This window comes from Winogradskya humida, from assembly GCF_016862215.1.
Taxonomy (GTDB): domain Bacteria; phylum Actinomycetota; class Actinomycetes; order Mycobacteriales; family Micromonosporaceae; genus Actinoplanes; species Actinoplanes humidus.
In genome coordinates this window covers 1-24473 of record NZ_BOMN01000156.1, presented here as the reverse complement: position 1 = coordinate 24473, position 24473 = coordinate 1, and the positions used below count along the sequence as shown (strand labels likewise).

At 68.4% G+C, this 24473-nt stretch carries 15 protein-coding genes and 1 pseudogene; 10 read left to right on the top strand and 6 right to left on the bottom strand.

Going from position 1 to position 24473, the window contains the following annotated elements; genetic code table 11:
- The 6 genes and pseudogenes from Ahu01nite_RS49595 to Ahu01nite_RS49570 form a co-directional block, all read left to right on the top strand.
- Positions 1–1183 (top strand): alpha-1,6-glucosidase domain-containing protein (locus Ahu01nite_RS49595; protein ID WP_203843770.1); only part of this gene is annotated, 1183 nt, incomplete at its 5' end.
- Between the two features lie 150 nt (positions 1184–1333).
- Positions 1334–3460, top strand: a pseudogene (locus tag Ahu01nite_RS51985) (Ig-like domain-containing protein); the annotation flags it as partial.
- Positions 3461–3523: 63 nt separating this feature from the next.
- The gene (locus tag Ahu01nite_RS49585) at positions 3524–5380 is read left to right on the top strand and encodes a fibronectin type III domain-containing protein (protein WP_203843768.1); all 1857 of its coding nucleotides are present in this window, start codon (positions 3524–3526) and stop codon (positions 5378–5380) included.
- 387 nt (positions 5381–5767) lie between these two features.
- Complete coding sequence (locus Ahu01nite_RS49580) at positions 5768–6286, top strand: hypothetical protein (RefSeq protein ID WP_203843767.1); 519 nt, start codon at positions 5768–5770, stop codon at positions 6284–6286.
- Positions 6287–6636: 350 nt separating this feature from the next.
- The gene (locus Ahu01nite_RS49575) at positions 6637–7194 is read left to right on the top strand and encodes a hypothetical protein (RefSeq protein ID WP_203843766.1); all 558 of its coding nucleotides are present in this window, start codon (positions 6637–6639) and stop codon (positions 7192–7194) included.
- Between the two features lie 21 nt (positions 7195–7215).
- On the top strand, positions 7216–7773 hold the full coding sequence (locus Ahu01nite_RS49570) for a hypothetical protein (protein ID WP_203843765.1): 558 nt from the start codon (positions 7216–7218) through the stop codon (positions 7771–7773).
- 126 nt (positions 7774–7899) lie between these two features.
- On the opposite strand, the gene Ahu01nite_RS49565 is transcribed toward Ahu01nite_RS49570, so the two are convergent.
- Genes Ahu01nite_RS49565 through Ahu01nite_RS49550 form a run of 4 tightly spaced genes read right to left on the bottom strand, consistent with a single transcriptional unit; the run spans position 7900 to position 15881 of the window.
- Complete coding sequence (locus tag Ahu01nite_RS49565; protein WP_203843764.1) at positions 7900–9120, bottom strand: TIGR02679 family protein; 1221 nt, start codon at positions 9118–9120, stop codon at positions 7900–7902.
- Positions 9117–13166 carry a TIGR02680 family protein gene (locus Ahu01nite_RS49560; RefSeq protein ID WP_203843763.1) on the bottom strand — a complete coding sequence of 1350 codons (4050 nt, stop codon included), beginning with the start codon at positions 13164–13166 and terminating at the stop codon, positions 9117–9119. The genes Ahu01nite_RS49565 and Ahu01nite_RS49560 overlap by 4 nt, the downstream gene beginning before the upstream one ends.
- Positions 13166–14386 carry a TIGR02678 family protein gene (locus Ahu01nite_RS49555; protein WP_203843762.1) on the bottom strand — a complete coding sequence of 407 codons (1221 nt, stop codon included), beginning with the start codon at positions 14384–14386 and terminating at the stop codon, positions 13166–13168. Before Ahu01nite_RS49555 ends, Ahu01nite_RS49560 begins: the two co-directional genes overlap by 1 nt.
- A complete protein-coding gene (locus Ahu01nite_RS49550) occupies positions 14379–15881 on the bottom strand; it encodes a TIGR02677 family protein (RefSeq protein ID WP_203843761.1) in 1503 nt (500 codons plus the stop codon). Before Ahu01nite_RS49550 ends, Ahu01nite_RS49555 begins: the two co-directional genes overlap by 8 nt.
- 191 nt (positions 15882–16072) lie before the next feature.
- Here Ahu01nite_RS49550 and pth2 point away from each other — a divergent pair, with 191 nt between their 5' ends.
- The 4 genes from pth2 to Ahu01nite_RS49530 all read left to right on the top strand — a co-directional run bounded on the left by pth2 (position 16073) and on the right by Ahu01nite_RS49530 (position 22385).
- A complete protein-coding gene (gene pth2, locus Ahu01nite_RS49545; RefSeq protein WP_239159795.1) occupies positions 16073–16426 on the top strand; it encodes a peptidyl-tRNA hydrolase Pth2 in 354 nt (117 codons plus the stop codon).
- 494 nt (positions 16427–16920) lie between these two features.
- A complete protein-coding gene (locus tag Ahu01nite_RS49540) occupies positions 16921–19002 on the top strand; it encodes a family 43 glycosylhydrolase (RefSeq protein ID WP_203843760.1) in 2082 nt (693 codons plus the stop codon).
- Positions 19003–19103: 101 nt separating this feature from the next.
- Positions 19104–20540, top strand: a complete 1437-nt coding sequence (locus tag Ahu01nite_RS49535) for a non-reducing end alpha-L-arabinofuranosidase family hydrolase (protein ID WP_438874884.1) — start codon at positions 19104–19106, stop codon at positions 20538–20540.
- A gap of 21 nt (positions 20541–20561) precedes the next feature.
- Positions 20562–22385 carry a family 43 glycosylhydrolase gene (locus Ahu01nite_RS49530; protein ID WP_203843771.1) on the top strand — a complete coding sequence of 608 codons (1824 nt, stop codon included), beginning with the start codon at positions 20562–20564 and terminating at the stop codon, positions 22383–22385.
- 107 nt (positions 22386–22492) lie between these two features.
- On the opposite strand, the gene Ahu01nite_RS49525 is transcribed toward Ahu01nite_RS49530, so the two are convergent.
- Together Ahu01nite_RS49525 and Ahu01nite_RS49520 are read right to left on the bottom strand one after the other, a co-directional pair.
- Complete coding sequence (locus Ahu01nite_RS49525; protein ID WP_203843758.1) at positions 22493–23353, bottom strand: hypothetical protein; 861 nt, start codon at positions 23351–23353, stop codon at positions 22493–22495.
- A gap of 193 nt (positions 23354–23546) precedes the next feature.
- On the bottom strand, positions 23547–24209 hold the full coding sequence (locus Ahu01nite_RS49520) for a hypothetical protein (protein ID WP_203843757.1): 663 nt from the start codon (positions 24207–24209) through the stop codon (positions 23547–23549).
- Between the last annotated feature and the right edge of the window lie 264 nt (positions 24210–24473).

Genomic DNA, 24473 nt, shown 5'->3' with positions numbered 1-24473 from the left:
GGGCCTTGACCCGAAGCAGACAATGCTCGACGTCAAAGCCGCGCTCAACCCGCTGCCGGGCAGCCATTTCCTGTACGGCGAGGGCTGGGACTACGGCGTGGTGGCGAACAACGCCCGCTTCGTCCAGGCCACCCAGGCGAACCTGGCCGGCACCGGCATCGGCACGTTCAACGACCGGCTCCGCGACGCCGTCCGCGGCGGCAGCGTCTTCGACGACAACCCACGCGTCCAGGGTTTCGGCAACGGCCTGTTCACCAACCCCAACGGTGACCCGGTCAACGGCGACGCCGCAGCCCAGAAGGCCCGGTTGCTGGCCGCGATGGACCTGGTCAAGCTCGGGCTCACCGGAAACCTGCGGGACTACACGTTCCGCTCCACGGCAGGCGGCACAGTCAAAGGCTCCGACCTGATGTACGACGGCAGACCCGCGGGCTACACCGCGCAACCCGGCGAGGCCGTCACCTACGTCGACGCACACGACAACCTGGCGCTGTTCGACGCCAACGCCTACAAACTGCCGGCCGGCACCACGCCGGCCGACCGGGCACGCTCGCAGAGCCTGGCGCTGGGCGTCACGGCCCTGTCCCAGGGCGCCGGGTTCGTGCAGGCCGGGAGCGACCTGCTGCGTTCCAAATCGTTCGACGGCAACTCCTACGACAGCGGCGACTGGTTCAACGCGATCCACTGGGACTGCCGCACCGGCAACGGCTTCGGCCGGGGCCTGCCCCCGGGAGCCGACAACCAGACCACGTGGCCGTACGCGAGACCGCTGCTGGCCGATCCGGCACTGGTGCCCGGCTGCCGCACGATGACCGCCACCACGACCCAGTATCAGCAATTCCTGCGCATCAAGAAGTCCAGCAGGCTGTTCGCTCTCGGCTCCGCCGCCGAGGTGCAGAAGCGGGTCACCTTCCCGCTCTCCGGCACCACCGCGGAGGTCCCCGGAGTGATTCTTCAGCGGCTCGACGGGTCCGGCCTGCGCGCAACACCGTCGCTGACTGTCATCTACAACGCGACCCCGCGAACACAGCGTCAGAGCATCGCGGCGCTTGCCGGAACCAAGCAGAAACTGCACGACGCGCAGGCAGGCGGCGCGGATCCCATCGTCAAACGAGCAGCCTTCGACCGTAACGGCACCTTCACCGTCCCTGCGTACACGATCGCCGTCTTCGTCCAGCAATAGCTTCCGACCGGTGGGTCAGGGTCACCGGCCACACGGTGACCCCGGCCCACCGCCGATGGGGGAGGCCGGGATGCCTGCTGAACCTGGGACAAAATGTCCGACCATTAGCGTTCTTGAGACAGACAGTGCTCGGTCCCCCAGCGTAGACCTATGAAGAGCACTCTCCCCGCCTTGCTTCGGACGACGCGTGCCGCCACCGCGATGGCGCTGGTCGTCGGGGCCATCGTCGTGGTGCCGGCGTCGGTCGCCGTTGCCGTCGGCGATCCAGCGCCACTGGTCATTTCTGAGTTCCGGGTTCGTGGGCCGAACGGAGCCAACGACGAGTTCATTGAAATCGCCAACATCTCCGGCTCGCCGCATACCGTCGCCTCGTCGGGCGGCACAGGGTATGGCGTGGCCGCATCCGATGGCACAACCCGTTGCACCATCCCTGACGGAACCGTGATCCCCGGCCGCGGGCACTACTTGTGCGTCAACAGCGTGGGCTATTCGCTGGCGGGCTACCCCGGCGGCAGTGGGAACGCCACCTTCACCACGGATATTCCGGACAACGCAGGTATCGCGCTGTTCAACAACAATACCGGCGGCGGTAGTTACATTCTCGCTAATCGACTGGACGCGGTCGGTAGTACGAGCGAAGCGAGCACCCTTTACAAAGAGGGTACCGGTTATTCGGCGCTCACTCCTTTCAGTATCGACTACAGCTTCTATCGCAGCCTCTCCACCGGCGATATAACTGGCCAGAACCAGATCGACACTCCCACGCCAGGTGTTCCGAAAGATACCAACAGCAATGCGGCGGATTTCATTTTTGTTGACACCAACGGCACCTCGGCCGGTGCCGGCCAACGGCTCGGCGCCCCCGGGCCGGAAAACCTGAGCTCGCCGGTGTCCGGTGGTGGACTTGCCGTGAGCCTGCTCAACGATTGCGTTTCGGAAGATGCCGCGCCAAATGTGGTCCGGGAGAACACTTCCGATCCAGCGAACAACTCGACGTTCGGTACTGTCACGTATCGACGTACGGTAACGAACAACACTGGCGCACCGGTCACCCTGTTGCGTCTCCGGGTCGCCGACATCCGTACGTTCCCGGCTCCCAGCGCCTACGCCGATCTGCGGCCACGGACTGCCCCGGGCGGCACTGTCACTGTTGACCGCACGTCATGTGGTGGATCCAGCTCGGACGTGCCGGTCGCCGCCACAACCCTGCAGCAGCCGCCGTCGCAGCCGAACGGTGGCGGATTCAACTCGAGCCTGTTGGTCACTCTCGGCTCGTCACTTGCTCCTGGCGCGAGTGTCAACGTCAACATTCTGGCCGGGGTTCAGCAGACGGGAAGGAACGGAGTCCGCTTCATCACCGAGGCGCTTCCCAGTGCCGGAACCGGGACACCGGAGCTGACCTGTGCAGGCGCCACGATCTCGAGCTCGGAGGATAACTACTGCAATTTGACCCCTCCGACGATCTCGGCTCCGACCGCCAGCGCGGTGCTGACGAACGGTACGGTGACGGTCAGCGGCACCGGTGGCGCAAGCGGCGCCACCGTGACGGCAACGATTGTCGGGCCGGCTCCGGCTGTTACGCAGACGACGTGCACCAGCCCTGTGGGGTCTGGCGGGTCGTGGTCGTGCAGTCCTTCGTCGCCGTTGGCTGACGGGTCGTATTCGGTCACGGTCAAACAGACCGACGCGTTGAGCCACACATCGCCGAGCTCGGCGTCGAGGTCGTTCGCGATTGATTCCACGGCACCGGCTGCGCCTGCTGTTTCGGTGCCGTCGGACGGTGCGACGTTGTCGAACGGTGCGGTGACGGTCGGCGGTGATGGCGGGGAAAATGGTGCCACGGTGACGGCGACGATTGTGGGGCCGGATCCGGCTGTTACGCAGACGACGTGTACGAGTCCTGTGGGGCCTGGCGGGTCGTGGTCGTGCAGTCCTTTGTTGCCGTTGGCTGACGGGTCGTATTCGGTAACGGTCAAACAGGCTGATGCGGCGAGCAACGTTTCTCTGGGCTCGGCGCCGGCGTCGTTCACGGTCGATTCCACGGCGCCCGTTGCGCCTGTTGTTTCGGTGCCGTCGGATGGTGCGGCGTTGTCGAACGGTGCGGTGACGGTCAGCGGTAATGGCGGCGAGAATGGCGCCACGGTGACGGCGACGATTGTCGGGCCGGATCCGGCTGTTACGACGTCGACGTGTACGAGCCCGGTGGGGTCTGGTGGGTCGTGGTCGTGCAGTCCTTCGTCGCCGTTGGCCGATGGGTCGTACTCGGTCACTGCCAAACAGACTGACGCGGCGAGCAATGATTCGGTGAATTCGGCATCGGCGTCGTTCACGGTTGATTCCGTGGCGCCTCCGGCCGCGCCCACCGGGGTCAGCGTCGTCGCGGGTGATCAGCGACTGGCCATCACCTTCACCCCGCCCACGTCCACCGGTTCAGCACCGATCACCTCGTACGACGTCAGCGTCGACGGCGGTGGCACCTGGTCCGCCCTGGCTACGTTCGCGGGCACCGGCGACACCCGGGTCGCGAGCCTCACCGGCCTGCAGAACGGTGTCTCCTACGCCGTGCTGATCCGGGCCGTCAACAGCTTCGGCGCCGGCCAGCCCTCCGCACCCACCACCGGCACACCGGTCGCACCGGTCGTCACCCCACCTGTAGACGTGGCGGCGCCGACGAGTGTGACCGCCACGGCTGGGATCGCATCGATCACCGTCTCGTGGGCGGCTGTGCCGGGTGCGACCGGATACACCGCTACCGCCCGGCCCGGCCCCGCCACCTGTACCAGCACCGGCACCTCATGTGTGCTGGGTGGTGTGGCGGGAACGAGCTACACGGTCACCGTGACCGCCAACGTTGCGGGCGGGTCCTCGCCGGCCTCCGGGCCTTCCAATGCGGTGACCCCCAAGAGCCCCGACGTACCTGCCGCGCCGCCGGCCGAGGTGCCGACGACGCTGACCACCGACAAGGGCAAGATCGGTCTGGCGGCGCCCGGCCAGCAGATCACCGTGATCGGTACCGGCTTCGCTCCGCGCTCGACGGCCACGGTCATCCTCTATTCCACACCGATCACCCTGGGCACGGTCGTCACCGACGCCGACGGCTCGTTCTCCGTCCCGGTGACCATCCCCGCCGGGCTGGACCCCGGCGACCACACCTTCCTGGCGTCCGGGGTGAACCCCGCCGGCGCCACCCGGCAGATGGCGTTGCCGGTCACCGTCGCACCGACCAGCACCGGTAGCACCGGCGACGGCAGCGACTCGCAGAACACCACCATTCCGGTGCCGGCCAACGGGTTGATCACCCTGCTCGACCGCGATGGCATGCCCGCCGCCACCGTCACCGTGGCCCAGGGCACCTACGCCCTCGACGCCACCACAGGAAAAATCACCTTCGTACCGGTGACCGGCTTCGTCGGCCGGGCGACCTCGGTCTCGTACCGGATCACCGACGCCGTCGGCTCCGTGGTCAACGGCTCCTACACCGCCACCGTCACCGCCGGCGGCGGCGACAATCCGGGCCCGGCACCCTCCACCGGATCGGCGAAGGTCATCGTTCCCAAGCTTGCGGTGACTCGCGGCCTACCGAGCCGGGCGACGCTGCCGGCGGTCGTCTCCTTCACCGGTGCCACCAAGGCCCGTAACACCGCCGTTCTGTGGAGCACGGTGTCGGGCAAGCGGGTCATCCTCGGCACCGGCCGGGCTTCGATGACCGCGGCGAGTCGCCGGGCCGCGGTCACGATCGTGCTGAACCCGCTCGGCCGGGCATTGGCTGCGACGCCGGGCGGCTACCCCGTCGCCGTCGCGATGACCACGGTCCCGGCGGCCGGCGGACGGACCTTGCGGGCCAGCAGCCGTACGCGGCTGGTCCTCAACCAGTTCACTGTCCCGCGTGCGGTTTACTTCGCCACCGGATCGGCCAGTATCACCGCAGCGCAGAATCGCTACCTTGCGGCACTGCGGACCAAACTGACCGGAGTCCGGATCCTGACCTGTGTGGGGCACACCGACGACCGTGGCAACAAGGCTGCCAGCCTGCGCCTCGGCAAACGCCGCGCCCAGCAGGTCTGCCGCGACCTCACCGCCCGGCTGGGCATCCGCACCAATGTACTCACCCAGGGCGAAACCAACCCGTCCGGCAACAACAGCACCTCCACCGGTAAGGCCCGCAACCGCCGCGTCGACATCACCATCCACTACTGAACCAACGCACAACCAACGACCGCCCCGCGCATCATCTTGCGCGGGGCGGTCGCGTCTATGACGGAATGTCCGGCGCAGAGCGCCAACGAGCACCCCGATGCCGCCTTGGGCTCGCCCTCGTTCCAGCGGGCCAGCGGGCACAGCATCGTGCACGGATGGAAGCCGGCGGGCGGCGCGTAACAGATATGAGCGAGAGGCAGCCCCGGCGCGGAAGTGATGGGGCGGCCTCCTTCATGCTGCCGCCGACTTTCAGGGATCAGACGCCGGCGAGTACGGATGGGTCGCCGTCGAGCCAGGTGTTGTCGACCGTGAGGCGGTGCAGGACCCAGGCGTCGCCCTGGCAGACTGGCAGATCAGTGTCAAGCCCCCGGTTTGATGGAGAGTTTGATGTTCCCCGGGTTCCATGGAGTCGGTGCGAACGGCATCCAGACGCCGACCCGGAACTGGCTCGTGCACCAGACGAATCTCTGGAACGTTGCGATCACGCGGGCGCAGTCGCAGCTCATCATCGTCGGTGATCAGTCCTGGTGGTCAGGCCAGCGCGGCTTGCTGGCAACCGTGGCGCAGGGTGTGAACCACGACGAATCCGATTCTGGCCGACCGGTAGGTCCCGCGGACCAGTTGCACGCGGCGCTTCGGGGCAGCGGCCTGACCGTGCGCCGTAACGTCTCCGTACAAGGATTCACCTATGACCTTGTCGTGAGTGGCCCGGAACGCGAGATCGTGGTTCTGGTCGACGACCCCGCGGGTGATCCCGAAGGCCGTGCCTTCCGCAAGATCCTCACTCGCTCGGACGTCGCCGGTGAGCAGGCTACGGTTCTGCGGGTCCCTGTCTGGCGCTGTCTCTCCCAACCTGACGTTGTCGCAGCGGAGTTGCTCGCACGTTTTCCAGAGTTGGCGTCCTAGCTCCGGCGCTGTCAGGCCGGTTTCGAGGGCCTAGCTGAGAAAATCATGGATCGTTTCGGAGAGTTCGGTGAGACGCCCCGTTGCCCGTCCGTGTCTGCGCCGGATCCAATCCTTACCTTCTGCTGCTATGCCCTCCAGAACTTCGAGGGTTCGGGGTAGGCCCGAGTTGGCACGGCGTGGCCCGACGCTGACCACCCGTCGGCCCACGACCTGTCGATCCTCGAAGGTGTGCCGGCCGCTCCCTTCCGGCACTGGGGAAGGTGGGGGATCGACAGCGACGGACTCGCGATGGCCGACGACTTGTCGAACCTCGAGGAGGTCGTGGACCGCGTTCTGCGAGGATTGGGCCGATGACACCTGATGAATCCGTGCGCGTCACCGCTGCGCGCCTCGACGCCATTGATTGGCAGCGTCACGGTCACCGCACCTGGTCGAAGGCGAAGCTGATGCTGGAGTATTTCCGGCGGATCGCCCAGTGGTCGGACGCCTATGGTTGTGACGAACCTGTGCCCTTCTTCGACCTTGCGATCTACGTCGACCCGAACGTGCGCGCTGATCCCGAGGTTATTGAGGAAACTGTGCGTCGCGCGGCTAAAGGCGGCTGGAACGCTGAGCAGGTGGTGCCGTTCGTCCTGAACTGGGCGGCGGTGCGAGCCAAACCCGGCTTCGTCTTCCCTGAAGGCTTGGAAGACCCCTTCGAGCCGCTGCTGCTGCTCTTCGAGCGCGATGGTGGGTTTCATACCTCGAACGGGTACGCCGAGATGGAGTTCCTGTCTGTTCCCATAGCCAAGTGGCGTGAGCGGGCTTCGCGGCCGCCGCTGCCGAGTCTCGATCCGGCTGCACTGGACGAGATCGACCGGGCTGGGTCGATGAGGCAGTTCGGCTACGTCATAGGCCCTGAAGGCTGAGCCTACGAACGGTATGGGTCGATGACTTCCGACGAATCTGTTCAGGCCGCTGCCGCCCGGCTGAGCGCTGTCGACTGGCAGCGGCACGGGTATCGCACCTGGTCGAAAGGTAAGTTGATGCTGGAATACTTCCGGCGCGCAGCCCAGTGGGCTGAGGCTTATCAGTGTGACTCCCGGGTGCCTTTCTTTGATATCGCCGCATGCGTGAATCCGGCCGTTCGGGCCGATCAGCAGGTGGTGGACCAGGTGCTGGCGGAGGTGGGTAAGGGCGGTTGGAACGTCAAGCAGGTAATGCCCTTCATCCTGCACTGGGCGGCGCTGCGGCCCACGCTCGGCGACGCGCTGCCGCAGGGTCTGGAAGATCCGTTCGAGCCGCTGCTGCTGCTTTTCGAGCGTGATGGCGGCTTTCATACCGAGAACGGCTCGGTCGAGTTTGAGTATGCTTCCGTGCCGATGCGGGATTGGCGAGCCCGGGCCGCACGGCCACCGATGGCCAGTTTCGAGCCTGCGGACCTTGATGAGATCGACCGGGCCGCGTCGCTCAAATACTTTGGCAAGGTTATGGGGCCTGACGACTGAGCCTGTGGGGAAGCGGGGCGCGGTTTGCGGAAGTCGCTCCTGGCCTTGCGGTCGTAGTGAACCTCAGCCCGACTGCACGGCACGTGATCTTCCGGCTGTGAGGTGTGAAGGTGTGCCGGCCGTTCTTTAAGCCTTCAGGTCGGGGAGGAGGCTCTCGATGAGGGCTTCCTCGTGGATGGAGATGCTGAGGTCGGTCATTGCTTCGGCGAGGGCCGGGTCCCACGGGGAAGCAGCGGGGCGGCCTGTGAGTGGCTGGCGGGGAGTGCGATTTGAGGCTGCCTGTTCGACGGCCGCGCGGTAGTGGGGGGCCGTGAATTGCCAGGGGTGGGCGGGGTAGCGGGTCAGGATGCGGTTGGCGATGGTGAGGCCCGGCCAGTCGAAATCGCCGTGGTAGGCGAGTTGGACCCCCTCTGATGTGGTTATCGCGTCGAGGAGGGCCAGGGTGACCGTGGTCGGGTTGCCCATTGTGCAGACCATCGGGGCGTCGATTCCGTTGTCCAGGGCGGCTTCGATGATGCGGGGGTTCTCGCAGACGTAGATGGTCTGGGGTGGGAGGTGCAGCGGGGCGAGGCGGCGGATCTCTCGTAGGGTCAAGTGGGTTTCTGCGCCCAGGTCGGCGCGTTCGTGGAGCCAGGGGACGTTGTGGGGGCGTAGGCCGCAGGTGAGGACGGTGGTCGCGATCGTGTCGCCGGCGACGCCTGCGGCGTCCCAGAGGGCGCGGCGTTCGGGTGCGGTGGCGGGGATGTCGGGGGTGGCGGTCAGGGCGAGGGCCAGGCCGCGCAGGACCAGGCGGGTCAGGGGTGTGTCGTCGTCGAGGCCGTGGGCGGTGCCGGTGACGGTTTGGGCGAGTTCGCCTCGGGACCAGGTGCGGGCGTGGGCGCCGATGGTCAGGCCGAGGGTGGTGGTGGCCTGGTTGACTGCGGTGAGGCCGTGACGTCCGACCCGGGCGAGCCACTCGGGAACCCATTCGTGTCCGTTCAGGCCCGCGGCGAGTACGGCGGTGTTCGCGCCCTCCCGAAATGATGCTCGGCGTTCGCGTTCTGCCGAGGCCTCTGCGCGGCGGTCCGGGATCGGGCCGATGACGGCTTCGACCACGTCGAGGAGGCCTGTTCCCGCTGCGCTCGCCCGGAGTTGCTGGTCCAGGTGGGCCAGGTCGGCGGTGTGGGTGGTGCCGACGACGCGGTTGAGGAGTCGGCTGAGGGCTTCGCGCTGGTCGGCGTCGAGGCCGGTCAGGGTGAGGCGGCCGCGGGCGGTTCGGCCGTTACGGGTCAGGCGGGTGTGGGCGGCGGCCCAGAGCGGCCGCAGGGCAGGGGATTTCAGGTAGGTGAGGGTGCTGTCCGGGATCATGTGGTCAGCACCGTGCGGCGGTGGCCGTCCCAGCGGAAGTGCAGGGTGGCGACGCCCGGCTGGGTGGGGTCGCGCAGGCATTCGTAGATGGCCAGGGAGGGGACTTCGGGGAAGCAGCCCCAGAGGCGTTCGCTGGTGAGTACGGCGTCCAGGTCGAGGTCGACGAGCAGGCCGAGGAGTCTGCCGTGGGTGGGTTCGTCGACTTTGGCGAAGGCGTCGTCGAGCAGGATGAGCCGTGGTGCCGGGGGATGGCTTTCGCCGACCGAGGTGAAGTGGGCGGCCGCGGCGGCGAACAGCACCAGGTAGGACACCACACGCTGTTCGCCCTGCGACATGGCGGTGCGGGCGGACAGGGTGCGTTCGCGGTCCGGGCGGGCGTGGTCGGTGACCCTGACGGTGAACGAGAACCAGCTTCGGTAGTCCAGCGCTGCCCGTAGGTGCACGGTGTAGCCGGCGGTCGGGTCGGAGCGGCGGGCGTCCTCGACGCGGCGGGCCAGGGCCTCGCGGAGGCGGTCGTTGTTGTCGCGGGTGCGCAGCTCGAGGGGTGTGCGGAGCAGGTCGACGGCGTTGCGGGTGTCGGCGTCGGAGTCGTCGCGCAGCGCCCAGACCAGGCGGGCGCCCAGGCCGTGGGAGGTGCGGACCTCGGCGAGGGTGGTGTTCATGGCGGCGACCAGGTTCTCCGCCGAGCGGATCTGGCGGGACAGGGCGTCGCCGAGTTCGCCGAGCAGGAAACGTTCGAAGGCGTGGTGTTCGCGTTCGGCGACGGCGGAGCGTTTCTGGTCGAGTTCCGCGCCGAGCCGGTGGGTGGCCGCGGCGAGGGGGTGCTGGCCGATGTCGTCGGTGATCTCGACGACCTTCACCCCGTCGCGGTCCTCCCAGACCAGGTCGAAGCCGCCCGGGAGCCGGCCACGGACGTCGGTGTAGCGCTGGTGCAGGCCGTTCTCCCCGAGGTCCTGCTGGGGGCGCCCGAGCGCGTCGCGCAGTGTGACGGCGAGCTCGTCGAGGTGCCGGATCCGCTCGGGTGGCGTACCCGTCGCGACCTCGATGTTCAGGTCGGCCGGGAGGTCGAGTGCGGGGCGGACACCGGGCAGGGTGAGGACCCGGGGCAGGGCGGAGCCGGCGTGCAGGGCGGCCTGCTCGTGTTCGGTGAGCCGGAGCCGGTCCTGGTCGCGGATCTCCGCGGTCCGGACCCGGTGGTCCCGGCTGTGCTCGTAGTCGCGGCGGGCTGCGGGAAGCTGCTGGTCCGCAGCGCGTACCCGTGCCTCGGTCTCGGTCTCCTGCCGCAGGATCTCGGCGGGTTCGGCGCCGAGGGAGCGTTCGAGGACCGCGAGTTCCTGCTCGGCGGAAAGATGATCTTCGGCGGCGACGGTTGCGAGGTCGGCGGACTCCGCTGTCCGGGTGACGGCTGTGCGGTGCTCACCCAGCAGGTTTCGGTACGGGCTGAGCTGCGCGACGAACTGCCCGGTGTTACGGCCCTGCCGGGGCAGGTCGGTGGCGAGCTGGCGCAGTTGCTGGTCGACGAGGGTGAGTTCGGCCCGGTCGGTCGGCAGCAGGTGCGCTGCCGCCGCGGACTCGGTGGCGGCGCGCCGCTGATCGGCGTGCACGCGTAGCTCCCGGGCCCGGCGCCGGGCGTCCGCGACCTGCCGCACGAGTCGTTGCACCGCCTTGTCGGCCTCGTCACGGCGGGTCCAGCTCTGCCGCAGGTCGAGACCGTCGGGCACCGTACGCAGCGCCTCGGTCAGCTCCCGCCGCTGCTGCTCGACGGCGTCGAGTTGCTCGCGTAACGCGGTGAGCCGTGCGGACAGCTCGTCGATGCGGGCGTCCAGTTCGGCCAGCCGCCGCCTGCGCAGAGCCTCCCGGTTGGTGGCGCCCACATATTCGGCCTCCGGCTTGCTCCACACGCCGTGGGCGACACCGAGGCGCCACCGGCCGTCCGCGGCGATCCAGCTCGGAGCCGTACTGTCCGCGCCCCAGCCGATCCCGGCCAGCAGCGCGGTAACCGGCTCGGCGCCGGGAACGACCACGAGCACGTCGCGCAGGGAGGCCCCGGACACGGCCGGCTCCGTACGCAGCACGATCTCGCCGGTCGCCGGGTCCAGCACCGCGCCGTCCGCGGCGACCACGGCGTCGAGCAGGCCGCTGGACTCCAGGGCGGCCTCCATCCCGGCCCGGCTGCGCTGGTCGAGGTGCTCGGCGAAGTCGATGTGCCGGAACAGTGGTGTTCCGGTGACGGTGCCCGGGACGTGGAACCTGGATCGAGGTGGTGACGGGTCGGTGAGGGAGCGCCAGTGACGGTGCTCCGCGCGTACTGAGTCAAGCTCTGCTCGGGTCTTGTTCTGTTCCTCGCGCAGGGCGTCCCGGCGAGCCTCGGCCTCGGATCGCAGGGGTTCCGCGGCCGTCTCGGCGGCCTGTCGCAGCGTCGCCGGGGTCTCCGCAGGCATCGGGTCCTCGACGGCCACGGCGTGCCGGGCGGCGGACAGGTCGGCGCCGGCCAGTACCGGCAGGGTGAACCAGTGATGGACGGCGGCGGCGAACCGGCTGCTGGTCGTGACGAGGCCGGCCGTCACCTCGCCGAGGCGGACCTGGGCCTCTGCCTGCTGACCGTCGAGCAGGTCGCGTTCGTCCTCGGTGCGGGCCGCCGTCGCTGCGGCCACTGTCGCCTCGTCGATCATCGTGGCGACGTCGGCGACCGCTGACCGGCGGCTGCGGACCGCGTGCTCCGCGGCGGCCAGGTGGGTGCGATGGTCGTGGAACTCCTGCTCGGCCAGGCCGTGGTGGACGATCTCCAGGGAGGCGTCGTCGGGGGCGCCCTGATAGCGCAGCTCCGGCACGGTGCCGATGTGAGCGATGTCGAGTCCGGCGCCGGTGGCGAGGTCCCGCAGCTGACGGTGACCGTCACGCAGCTGGGTGACGGCGGACGCGAGCCGGCCGGTCTCGGCCCGCAACCGCTCGACCAGCGCGTTCAGTGATCGCCGGTCCGCGGCCGCCGCAGCGGTGGCGGACCGGGACGCGGCCTGCAACGCCTGCACCGCGAGGCGGCGCTGCCCCAGTTCCTGAACGGCCCTATACCCGGCGCTGTCCCGGAGTGCGCGAAGCTCAGCGGTGGCCTGTCGTTGGGTCCGGTCCCAGCGGCGCACCTCGGCGAGTGCCTGTTCCTCGGCGTCGAGCGCCCGCGTGACCTGCCGTTCGGCCTCGCCCGCCCGCCGCCGCTGACCCCGCAGCCGGGTCAGGGCCTCGTCGACGGCGTGGACGCGGCGGCGCAACTCGCCGCGCAGGTAACCCCGGTACGCCGTCATGAGCTCGGCGAGAGCGCCGTGGGTGGCCTCCAGCCGGCCCAGGTCGGTGCGCACCGTCTCCAGGTCGTCGAGGTTGTGCGCGACCGAATCGAGGACCTCGTCATCGACCGGGGGCAGCGCCTCACTGAGCTCGGTGGTGAGCTGGCCGGCCTCGATCCGATCACCGATGGTGGGGCGCCGCAGCCGGTAGAGCAGGTGGACGAGGTTGCGGTACCGGCCGGCGTCGGTGATGCCGAAGACCTCCCGGCCCACCCGGGCCCGATAGTCGCGGGCACTGCCGATCAGCGCGTTCTCACCCAGAGTCTCCCGGAGCCGGTCGATCGGCACCGGCTGACTGTTCTCGATCAGGTGAACATCGACGCCGACGCGGGCCGCGGTGATGAAGTACGACAGCCGTGCCTCGGCCGTCGACGACGACCACCGCACGATCGCGCCCAGCGTCAGGAAATGCTCGGTGTCCTGCTCGTCGATGCGGCGCAACTCCAGCCATAGGAAACCCTGCCGGTTGACGCCGGTCGCGCCCTCGCTCATCAGCCAGCGGAACGTGGTCCGCCCACCACCACCGGCGTCCAGGCGTTTCGTGTCACCGTCGAGCAGGAACGGCAACATCATCTCCAGGGCCTTCGACTTGCCCGCACCGTTCTTGCCGCGCAGCAGCAACCGGCCGCCCTCGAAACGGAAAACCTGATCGTCGTACTGCCAGACGTTGCTGATCCCGGCGCGATGCAGATGGAAACGGTACGGGTGCATCAGCGCACCTTCTCCGCCGGCGCATACCGGGCCGCGGCGGCCAGCAGCACCAGGTCGCCGTCCCGCGCATCACCGCGGGCGTGGCGGGCGTCCACGGCACGTTCCGCGGCGGCCAGGGACTCCTCGGGTTCGGCGTCGGCGACCGTCGGCGCCGATCGGGCCATCAGGTCCATGCTGACCAGCAACGCGACGACCGCCTCCCGCAACAGCACCGGATCGGTGACGTACTGCCCCGCCCACCTGCGGGCATGGCGTTCGGCGAGCACGGCCAGGACGTCGTCCAGCAGATCCTGCGGTACCGGCACCCCGACCACGAGCGCACCGGGACCCGGGCGCAGCCGCTCGGTCAGGGCACCGACCGTGAGCAGCGCGGCCTGCGCGACGGTGCCGTTGCCGGGGAACGACACATCGCTCAGGGAATCGTCCGGGTCCAGCAGGGCGGCGCCCTCCGCCCGCAGCTCCGCCTGCAGACCCAGATAATCGAGGTACGAGCGTTCGTCGCGGCGCTGTTCGCGGCGCAGCCACACCCGATCGGCGCCGGTCAGATCGTCGACGTAGAGCACCGGCTCCTCGCACAACCGCCGCCGCACCCGATGCCGTGAACCGCCCTGACCCGGCCCGGCGGCGTGGGCGACGAACTCCGCGGGTGTGGCGGTGCGCCCGGGCGGCGTGGCCATCAGGTGCGCGACGATGTCCCTCTCGACCGTGAGCAGTGCCTCGGCCTGATCGTCGTCGGCGTACCCGGTCACACTGCCCTGCTCCTCACGCAGCGCGGACCACGCCACCATCTGGCGCAGCGCGGCACCGAGGGCTCGTCGCTCGGCGGGACGCTGCGCGTCACCCAGTTCGATGCCGGCCTCCACGGCGGCGGCCCGGATGTCCGCGACGAGCTGGGACAGCAACACCTGTTCGGGGCAGGTGAGCAGCACTGCCGTGGTCAGGGCGAGGTACGCGTACATCCGTGGGGTGAACTGCCCGGTCGGGCGTTGCAGGGGCCTGCCCCGGCCCGCGCCGAGGCCCGGTTTGAAGAGCCGGGCGAAACCGGCCTCCACCACGAGCCGATAGCCCAGGAACGTGCCGAACCAGGTCCGCAACCACTCGGCGTGCCTGCGGACCAGGGCGAACTCGTCGGAGTCCGGTAGCAGCAGAGGCTCGGCCAGCAGCGCCCGGATCGCCCGGCGGCGCTCCGCCTCCAGCGCGATGTCGTGATCGTCAGTCAACGCTCGGCTCCCACCGGGTGATGGTGATGTCGATGTCCTGCGTGGTGAGGTCACCCGTCGCCGACCGCAGCGTGAGCTCGTGACGTGGCTTGCTGATCAGCTCACACCGCATCGCGAGGTCCAGATTGGCGGTGACCGCGTCGCCTCGCTCCGGATCGCCGGCGCCCAGGGCCTGGGCCATCAACTCCAGCAGCAACCGGATCGCGGGCTCGGACAGCAGCACATCACCCAGGTTCCCCGCGGCGGACAGCAACTCGGCGGCCGCTGCTGCGCGCTGCCGCTGCTCCTGCGCGGCCTGGTCGATCAGCGCCTGCCGCTGGGCGCTGCGGTCGGCGATCCCCGACATCCGGCCGCGCGCCGCCCGGACACCTCGGTCGCGTAACGACACCGGCACCTCGACCGAGGGAGCGGGCCACCAACTCGTGGTCGCCGCCACCACGACCTGCGCGTCCGCGGCGATGCCGAGGTGCCGTGCCGGGTACAGCCCGTACGCCGAGGTGAACAGATCAGCGGCGGTGTCCTCGTCGGCCGCGTCCAGCCACGCCGCGAGCCGCAGCAGCTCCCGGCGCCGCGACGCACCCTGTCCCACCGAGCGGATCATCCGCTTGGCGTTCGCCAGCAGCGACTGCAAGGCCCGCATGGTCGCGTCGCGCAGCTGCGACACCTCACTGCGCCGGCCGTCGACGTCGCTGAACCAGGCCCGCAGCCCGATCCAGTCGGCCAGATCATGGCCGCGGCTGTGCTGCACGGCGACACCGAGGTCAGCGGCGGCCCCGGCCAGGCCACCCTCCCGCAGCACCGTCACCAGAGCCGGAAGGTGCGGCCACAACCGCTCCAGATGCCGCTCGATGCGGGGTGTGAGCAGCACGATCTCCTCAGTGATCGACTCGATGTAGTCCAGCAGCAGATCCTTGAACCCCGAATACTCCGCGCTGTCCAGGTCATAGCGGGCGAGGACCTGGCCGAGGAACGCGTAGAAGTCGCGAACCGAATCCCGGAACGTCCAGAACTGGGCGAACACCGTGGCGACCCGCTCCCTGGCCGTGCCCGCGTCGATGCCGCCCGGCTGTTCGAGACGGTCCGCGAGATCGGTCAGACCCTGGCTGATCAGACCCAGCAGCTCCCGGCTGATCTCCCGCGCGGCGTCGGCGCTGGACAGCACCTCGTCGGCCTGCCGCTGCACCCGCTCACCCAGCGGCGTCAGCTGATAGCGCGACCTCGTACGCTGGTACTCCTCGATACTCTTCACGCGGACCGTGTGGGAGCTGGGGAGCAGGTTGCCCCAGACGACAAGCCTGTTGAGCCGGCTCACCGCGGTGTCGAGGGTGATCTCGAGGTCGCCGGTGGCGAGCTCCTCGACGACCTGCTGGGCGGAGAGATCGGTCATCAGTGAATGGGTGAACAGGCGCATGATCGCTAGGTACGAAGCCCGCTCGGGCACGGTCAGGTAGGTGAAGGCGTCGAAGCGGCCCAGGTCTTCCTCCGCCGCGCCCACGCTCCGAGAGTAGGCGACCACCACCGCCCACGGTAGAACAGGGAGTTCACGATGCGGACCGCCGGAATGTTCGCCGAACTCGGCCAGACCCGTCACCCGGAACCGGCGCAGAGTATCGCCGATCACCTCGCGTTCTGACCGGAGGCCTCTACCCGAACGGCCGCCAGTGGGTTTCCGGCTACGATGCGGCGGTGGAACGCGGGGCGAAGCTGGTGGTCGTGGTGCGGGCCGACCTGGCGATGGGTAAAGGGAAGATCGCGGCGCAGGTGGCGCATGCGGCGGTGACTGCGGCGCTGCTCGAGCAGGAGACGGCTGCGTTCGCCGCGTGGTGGCGGGCCGGGCAGCCGAAGGTGGTGCTGCGGATCGGGAGCGAGGCCGCGCTCACCGAGATCGGCGAGCGGGCGAAGGCTGCCGGTCTGCCGGTGCACGCCATCCGGGACGCGGGCCGCACTCAGGTTTCTGCCGGCACGATGACGTGCTGCGCGATCGGGCCGGGCGACACTGAGCAGATCGATCGGGTCACGGGGGCTCTGGCCCTGTTGTAGGGCCTGCGGGGCTGCTTCCTCCGTTGCGCGGTGAGGGGGTGTCTTGATCCGTGCGTAGGCAATGCCCGCGCATTCGTTGTGAGTTCCACCGACTCCGAATTTTCTACCATTGCCGGGTCGTGAATAGGCGAGCGCTGCCAATAAAATGATCACGCGTTAAATGATCAGGCCAGGGCTGTTCCGAAACTTCCGACCGGCGATGTGCGGGTGCGGCCATCCCCGGATGATTATCGGGTGAAAAAATCTTCGGCGAAAAAGTGTTACGCGGCGATCGGTTTACGAGCCGCGATAAACGCGCCGGGCTGATTTAGCGCATTGCCGTGACACCCCCTTGAGCTGTTCGAAACAGTCTGGCAATATTGGCGAATCTGAATGGGTAGTACCCGTCTCGTTCGTCCCCTTCCCTCGGCATGAAGTGGATCTAGACGCTTGCCGTGCGATGTGAACGCTCACATCACCGCGCCGGGGCCGCCGCCCGATGAATGGAGTGCACGATGAATGCCAACGACGAGGGTCCGCCGACCGCTCCGCGGCGACGAGGCCTGGTGCATGCCGTCCTCGCCCTGATGACCGTGCTCGCCGGCGGGATCGTCATAGCGGGCACCGCGACGGAGGCCGGCGCGGCCACGATCGACACCGGTGCGTCGTACGTGCTGGTCAACCGCAACAGCGGCAAAGCCCTGGACCTCTACAACCTCGACACCACCGACGGGGCACGGATCACCCAGTGGGCCCGCAACGACGGCGCCCAGCAGCAGTGGCAGTTCGTCGACTCCGGCGGCGGTTTCTACCGGTTGAAGTCGAAGCTGTCCGGCAAGGTCCTCGACGTCGCGAACCGGTCGACCGTCGATGGTGCGGCGGTCGTGCAGTGGACCGACAACAACGGCACGAACCAGCAGTTCAGTGTGCAGGACGTCGATGGCTACATCCAGCTGATCAACAGCAACAGCGGCAAGGCCCTCGAGGTTCAGGGTGCCTCCACCGCGGATGGCGGCAACATCGTGCAGTACGCCGACTGGAACGGCACCAACCAGCAATGGCAACTGGTCCCGGTCGGTGGCACCACCCCCACCACACCGCCCAGTGGCACGTTCACCAATCCGGTGGTGTGGCAGGACTTCGCCGACGGCGACATCATCCGCGTCGGGGACGTCTACTACTACTCGGCGTCGACCATGCACTACTCCCCGGGCGCCCCGATCCTGCGCTCCTACGACCTGGTCAACTGGGAGTACGCCGGGCACTCCGTACCCCGGCTCGACTTCGACTCCAACGCCTACGACCTCAACGGAGGCCGGGCGTACGTCAAGGGCATCTGGGCGTCGACTTTCAACTACCGGCCCAGCAACAGCACCTACTACTGGCTGGGCTGCACCGAGTTCAACCGCACCTACGTCTACACCTCGGCCTCGGCGGGCAGCGGATGGGCCAAGAAGGCCCGGATCAACAAGTGCTACTACGACGCCGGGCTGCTGTTCGACAACGACACCCCCTACGTCGCGTACGGCAACGGCACCATCAGCGTGGCCCAGTTGTCCTCCGACCTCGCCTCCGAGGTGCGCTCGCAGACCGTCTACCAGACCCCGTCGAACATCGGGACCCTCGAGGGCTCACGGATGTACAAGCGCGGCAACTACTACTACATCTGGCTCACCCGCCCGGCGAACGGCCAGTACGTGCTGCGCTCGACGAGCCCGTGGGGACCGTACGAACAGCGTCAGGTCCTGCTCGACCTGCCCGGCCCGATCAGCGGTGGCGGCGTACCCCATCAGGGTGGTCTCGTCCAGACGCAGAACGGTGAGTGGTGGTATATGGCCTTCACCGACGCCTACCCCGGCGGCCGGATGCCGACGCTGGCCCCGATCACCTGGAGCGGCGACGGCTGGCCGGTCCTGCAGACCGTCAACGGCCGATGGGGCACCACCTACCCCCGCCCCAACCTGCCCTCGCACCCGCTGACCCCGATGACCGGCACCGACACCTTCACCGGATCCGCCCTGGGCCCGCAGTGGGAGTGGAACCACAACCCGGACAACAGCAAATGGACGGCCGGCAGCGGCCTGCACCTGTCGACCGCGAACGTCACCAACGACCTCTACGCCGCCCGCAACACCCTCACCCACCGCATCCAGGGACCGACGTCGACCGCCACGATCGAGCTCGACTACAGCAGCATGCGCGACGGCGACCGCACCGGCCTGGCCATGCTGCGCGACTCCTCGGCCTGGATCGGCGTCAAACGCGACAACGGCACCACCCGGGTGACCACGGTCAACGGCCTCACCATGGACAGCAGCTGGAACACCACCGGCACCGGGACCGAAGCGGCCGGAGCCGCCGTCTCCGGAGGCCGGATCTGGCTGCGGGCCGGCGCCGACATCCGGCCCGGGTCCGGCCGGCAGGCCACGTTCTCGTACAGCACCGACGGCGTCACTTTCACCACCCTCGGCCCGGCGTTCACCCTCACCAACGCCTGGCAGTTCTTCATGGGGTACCGCTTCGGGATCTTCGACTACGCCACCCAGGCCCTCGGCGGCGCCGTCACCGTCCGCAGCTTCGCCCTGACCACCCCCTGACCACATCCACCCGTCCCCGACAAGGAGTCCCCGTGCATCCCGAGACCCTCAGCAGCCCGGCACCCCGGCGGCGCCGCTGGCACGCAGCCGCGGCCGCCGTGATCACCACCCTGGCGGGCGGGCTGTTCGCCATCGCCCAGGCGCCCGCCGCCTCGGCCGCGACCATCGACACCGGTGCGTCGTACGTGCTGGTCAACCGCAACAGCGGCAAAGCCCTGGACGTCTACAACCTGGCCACCACCGACGGCGCGCGCATCACCCAGTGGGCCCGCAACGACGGCGCCCAGCAGCAGTGGCAGTTCGTCGACTCCGGCGGCGGTTTCTACCGGTTGAAGTCGAAGCTGTCCGGCAAGGTCCTCGACGTCTACAACCTGTCGACCGCCGACGGTGCCGCCGTGGTGCAGTGGACCGACAACAACACCACCAACCAGCAGTTCAGCGTGCAGGACGTCGACGGTTACATCCAGCTGATCAACCGCAACAGCGGCAAGGCCCTCGAGGTTCAGGGTGCCTCCACCGCCGACGGCGGCAACATCGTGCAGTACGCCGACTGGAACGGCACCAACCAGCAATGGCAGCTCGCCCTGGTCGGCGGCACCAGCCCCACGACACCGCCGCCGAGCGGCTCCTGCACCCTGCCGTCGAGCTACCGGTGGTCCTCGACCGGTTCACTGGCCAACCCCAAGTCCGGGTGGGTGTCACTCAAGGACTTCACCACCGCTCCCTACAACGGCAAACAACTCGTGTACGCCACCACGCACGACTACGGGACGTCGTGGGGGTCGATGAACTTCAGCCTCGTCAACGGTTTCTCCGAGCTCGGCTCGGCAACGCAGACCGCGATGACCTCGGGTACGGTCGCGCCGTCGCTGTTCTACTTCGCGCCGAAGAACATCTGGGTGCTGACATACCAGTGGGGCGCCACGGCCTTCTCCTACCGCACCTCCAGCGACCCCACCAACGCCAACGGCTGGTCCGCGGCCCAGCCACTGTTCTCCGGCAGCATCACCGGATCCGGCACCGGACCCATCGACCAGACCGTGATCGGTGACAGCCAGAACATGTACCTGTTCTTCGCCGGCGACAACGGCAAGATCTACCGGGCCAGCATGCCGATCGGGAACTTCCCCGGCAACTTCGGCACCTCGTACACCACGATCATGAGTGACACGACGAACAACCTGTTCGAAGCACCCCAGGTCTACAAGGTCCAGGGCCAGAACCAGTACCTCATGATCGTCGAGGCGATCGGTGCGAACGGGCGCTACTTCCGCTCCTTCACCGCCACCGGCCTCGGAGGTTCGTGGACGCCGCAGGCCGCGACCGAGAGCAACCCGTTCGCCGGTAAGGCCAACAGCGGCGCCACGTGGACCAACGACATCAGCCACGGTGAACTGATCCGCACCAACGCCGACCAGACCATGACCGTCGACCCCTGCAACCTGCAACTGCTCTACCAGGGCCGCAACCCCAACTCCGACGGCGTTGACTACGGCCTGCTGCCGTACCGGCCCGGCCTGCTGACCAGGCAGCGCTGAGCCGTGCCGACACTTCTTGCGATGCTCGCCCGGCCACGGCGCGCGATCACCGTGCTCGCGGCTCTGCTACTCGCGATCACCCTGGCTCCCGCCCTCGGTGAGCCTGCCAGGGCCGACAACCCCATCGTGCAGACCATCTACACCGCCGATCCGGCCCCGCTGGTCTACAACGGCCGTGTCTACCTCTACACCGGGCATGACGAGGACAACTCCACCTACTTCACCATGAAGGAGTGGCGGGTCTGGTCGTCCGCGGACATGGTCAACTGGACCGATCACGGCTCCCCGCTGAACCTCGCCAGCTTCAGCTGGGCCAGCAGCAACGCCTGGGCCGGTCAGACCGTCTACCGCAACGGCAAGTTCTACTGGTACGTGCCGATGACCGTCCGCGCCACCGGTCAGATGGGTATCGGCGTGGCGGTCTCGAACAACCCCACCGGGCCGTTCACCGACGCGATCGGCCGGCCCCTGGTCAGCAACGGCCAGATCGACCCCACCGTGTTCGTCGACGACGACGGCCAGGCCTACCTCTACTGGGGCAACCCCGACCTCTGGTACGTCAAACTCAACACCGACATGACCTCGTACGCCGGCAGCCCCGCCAAGATCCCGCTGACCACCGCCGGCTTCGGCACCCGCACCGGCGACGCCAACCGGCCGACCCTGTTCGAAGAAGGCCCCTGGGTCTATCGGCGCAACGGCCTGTACTACCTGGTCTACGCCGCGAAATGCTGCTCGGAATTCATCGCCTACTCCACCGCACCCGGCCCGCTCGGCCCGTGGACCTACCGCGGCACGGTCATGGCGACGCAGGGGAGCAGCTTCACCAACCACCCCGGCATCATCGACTTCGCGGGGAACTCGTACTTCTTCTACCACAACGGCGCCCTGTCCGGCGGCGGCGGATACACCCGCTCGGTCGCGGTAGAAAGGTTCTCCTACAACGCCGACGGCAGCATCCCGACGATGAGCATGACATCTGCCGGCGCGCCGCAGGTCGGCACCCTCGACCCGTTCGTACGCCAGGAGGCCGAGACGATCGCCTGGGAGAGCGGCGTCGAGACGGAGGTCTCGTCCGAGGGCGGGATGAACGTCGCCAACATCGAGAACGGCGACTACGTCAAGGTCAAGGGCGTCGCCTTCGGCAGCGGGGCCACAGCGTTCACGGCCCGGGTCGCGTCGGCCACCAGCGGCGGGCGCATCGAGGTACGCACCGGCAGCCCGACCGGCGCACTGGCGGGCACCTGCACCGTTCCCGGCACCGGGGGCTGGCAGAGCTGGACCTCGGTCACCTGTCCGGTCAGCGGGCTCACCGGCACCCAGGACCTGTACCTGCGGTTCACCGGAGGCAGCGGCTTCCTGCTCAACGTGAACTGGTGGCAGTTCACCGGCGGAGCCACCAGCTCGAACCTGCTCACCAATCCCGGCGCGGAGGACGGCACCACCGGGTGGCTGGTGAACGGCAGCGGCACACTCACGGCCGCCACCGGCGTCGTACGCAGCGGCACGCGCTCGCTCGCCATCACCGGCCGTACGGGCGCCTGGAACGGCCCCGGCCAGGACGTGACGTCCCGCATGACGAACGGCAAGACCTACACCACCAGCGTCTGGGTACGCACACCGAGCGGCACCCCCGCCGCGAAGGCCACCCTGGCCCTGACCGTCAACGGCACCACCAGCTATCTCCAGCTCACCCCGACCGCAACGGCCAGCGCGTCGGGCTGGACCCAGGTCTCCGGCACGGCGACCGTGTCGTGGAGCGGGACGCTGTCCAAGGCGGTCTTCTACGTCGAGACCGCCGCCGGAACCGACAACCTCTACCTCGACGACGCCAACCTCCAATAACCACCGGCCACTGCGGGGACGGGTACGCCCACGGGCAACCCGTCCCCGCAATGCTGCGATCCCTGCACCGGAGTCACATGTCCGTACGCGGTCTGTGTGATGGACCGTCAGAAGTTGCCGCTGCCGTTGAGCAGGGCCAGGAGGTCTGGTGCCGGGTCCAGCGCGACGGTCACGTTGGCGACAACGAACACGGCCGTGAGCAGCGCGGCCACCACCGCGACGGCGCCGAACCAGCCCAGGACCCTTCGCGTCCGACGGTCGGCCCTCGCCACCCGGGCGAAGCGCCGCCACAGGACGACCGCCAGGCCGGCGAAGGCGACCATCGTGCAGGCGGCGACCACGGCCAGCACGGTGTGATACCGGGCGAACTCGCCCACCATGTCGTCCAGCGCGGGTGGCGTGTAGCCACCCGTCAGGTGTGATCCGGTGAGCTGGGCCCTGGCCTGTTCCAGGACGCCGGCCAGGGCCGGATCGGGTGCGGCGCCGTCGACCAGGAACGGGAACAGCGCGGGGAACGGCACCGCCGTGGTGTTGATGTTGGCGCCCAGCACCACCAGCGCGAACAACGCCGCAATCGGAAGGGCGACGCCAGCCGCCACGAGGGCGGCCGTGCGTCCCGCGCCGCGCCGGTCAGTGCGCAGGAATGCACGCCACAGCATGACGGTCAGCGCGACGAGCACGATCAGCATCAGCGCGGAGATCCCGATCTTGATCAGGTGCCAACGGAACCAGTAGTCGACCAGCCGCTGCACCGCCGGCGGCCGGCCCGGGTCCCGCGATCGCCAGTAGTCGACCAGCGCCGGGCGGAACGCCGCCTCCATCCCGCCCGGCTCGCCCAGCGCGCGGTCCCCGGCCAGCCGCGGCGGGCCGAGGACGAACGCGATCACGAGCGTCGGCACCATCGCGATGAGCGCGATCGGTGCTGCTAGTCGGGCGGGGTTTCGTGGCGGGGTCGTCATAGTCGTCATGACCTGCTCCTCATTCCGAACGGACGCGGTCACGCTATGCGGGACCGGCCGACACGAGCCAGGTGTCCAGCACGACTCTTGAGGTATAGCCAGGCCTACCCGTTACCTGATGGTCCACGATGTGGGGCCGGCGTCCTCATCTGCCGCGAGTAGTGCAATTCGATTGGCTATGCGCCGGCCGCGCGGTCACTTTTCAGGGGACCAGGCCGAGGTCAGAGCGAGACTGATCGGCCTGAGCACGCTTGATGCTGATGCCGGAGGAGTGGTCGCGACGGATCGCTTCGGCGTTGCGCTGCACTCGTTGCCCGACAGCGATGGCCCAGTCGCGGCCATCGTCGCCGGCGGCGTGGTCGGCGATCTCGGCCGTCCTCAACGCCGACTCCAGGTCACCGTTGACCACTTGAAGACAGAACAATTCCTCCTGGATGTTGACGTCTTCCGGGTGGGCGGCCGCTTCCATTTCGACCAGAGCTGTGAGGCCGGCCAGCGTGCCGACACGATCGAAGTAGGGCAACGCCTGGTCTCGGATCAAGTCAAGAATCTGGAGCATTGGACCTTCGGCCTCGGCTACGGTCGTCGGCGCGGGGTCGCTCCAATATGGGAAGATGTCGGGGAGAGCCTGGAAGGCTTGGAAGCGTCCGGAGATCCAGTCAGTGGGCCGGGCCAGAAGAATCACCACGTACTCCGCCTTGAACGCGGTGGAGTAACTGCTGTTGGAAAGCAGTACGCACCGGACCAGCCAGGTAGTTGGCCGCTGGTACAGGAAGCCACCTGACCGGCGGGCAACGTCCCATTCGCCCGGCAGCTGAGGGATTACATACCGCTTCATCCCACGCCGCCACACCGCAGCCTTCAAGGTGCCCCCTCGATCGTCGCCCCTGCCACAAGATCACCGTAGGAGCGTCGGCCGCCGGCCGTTGTGGGACGGGAGAACTCGGCATGATTCAGTGCGCACATCTGCCGCCGGGTGTGCGCGGTGCCGGCGGAACTCCGTCACGCGCTGTGATGCGGACCGGCGCCGTCCGGTCTCGGGCTCATGCCGATGACAACAAGACGGCCAATGAACTCGTGGCGCGGTGAGCACGAGGATTACCTCCCGGGATCCATCCGCCACCACTTC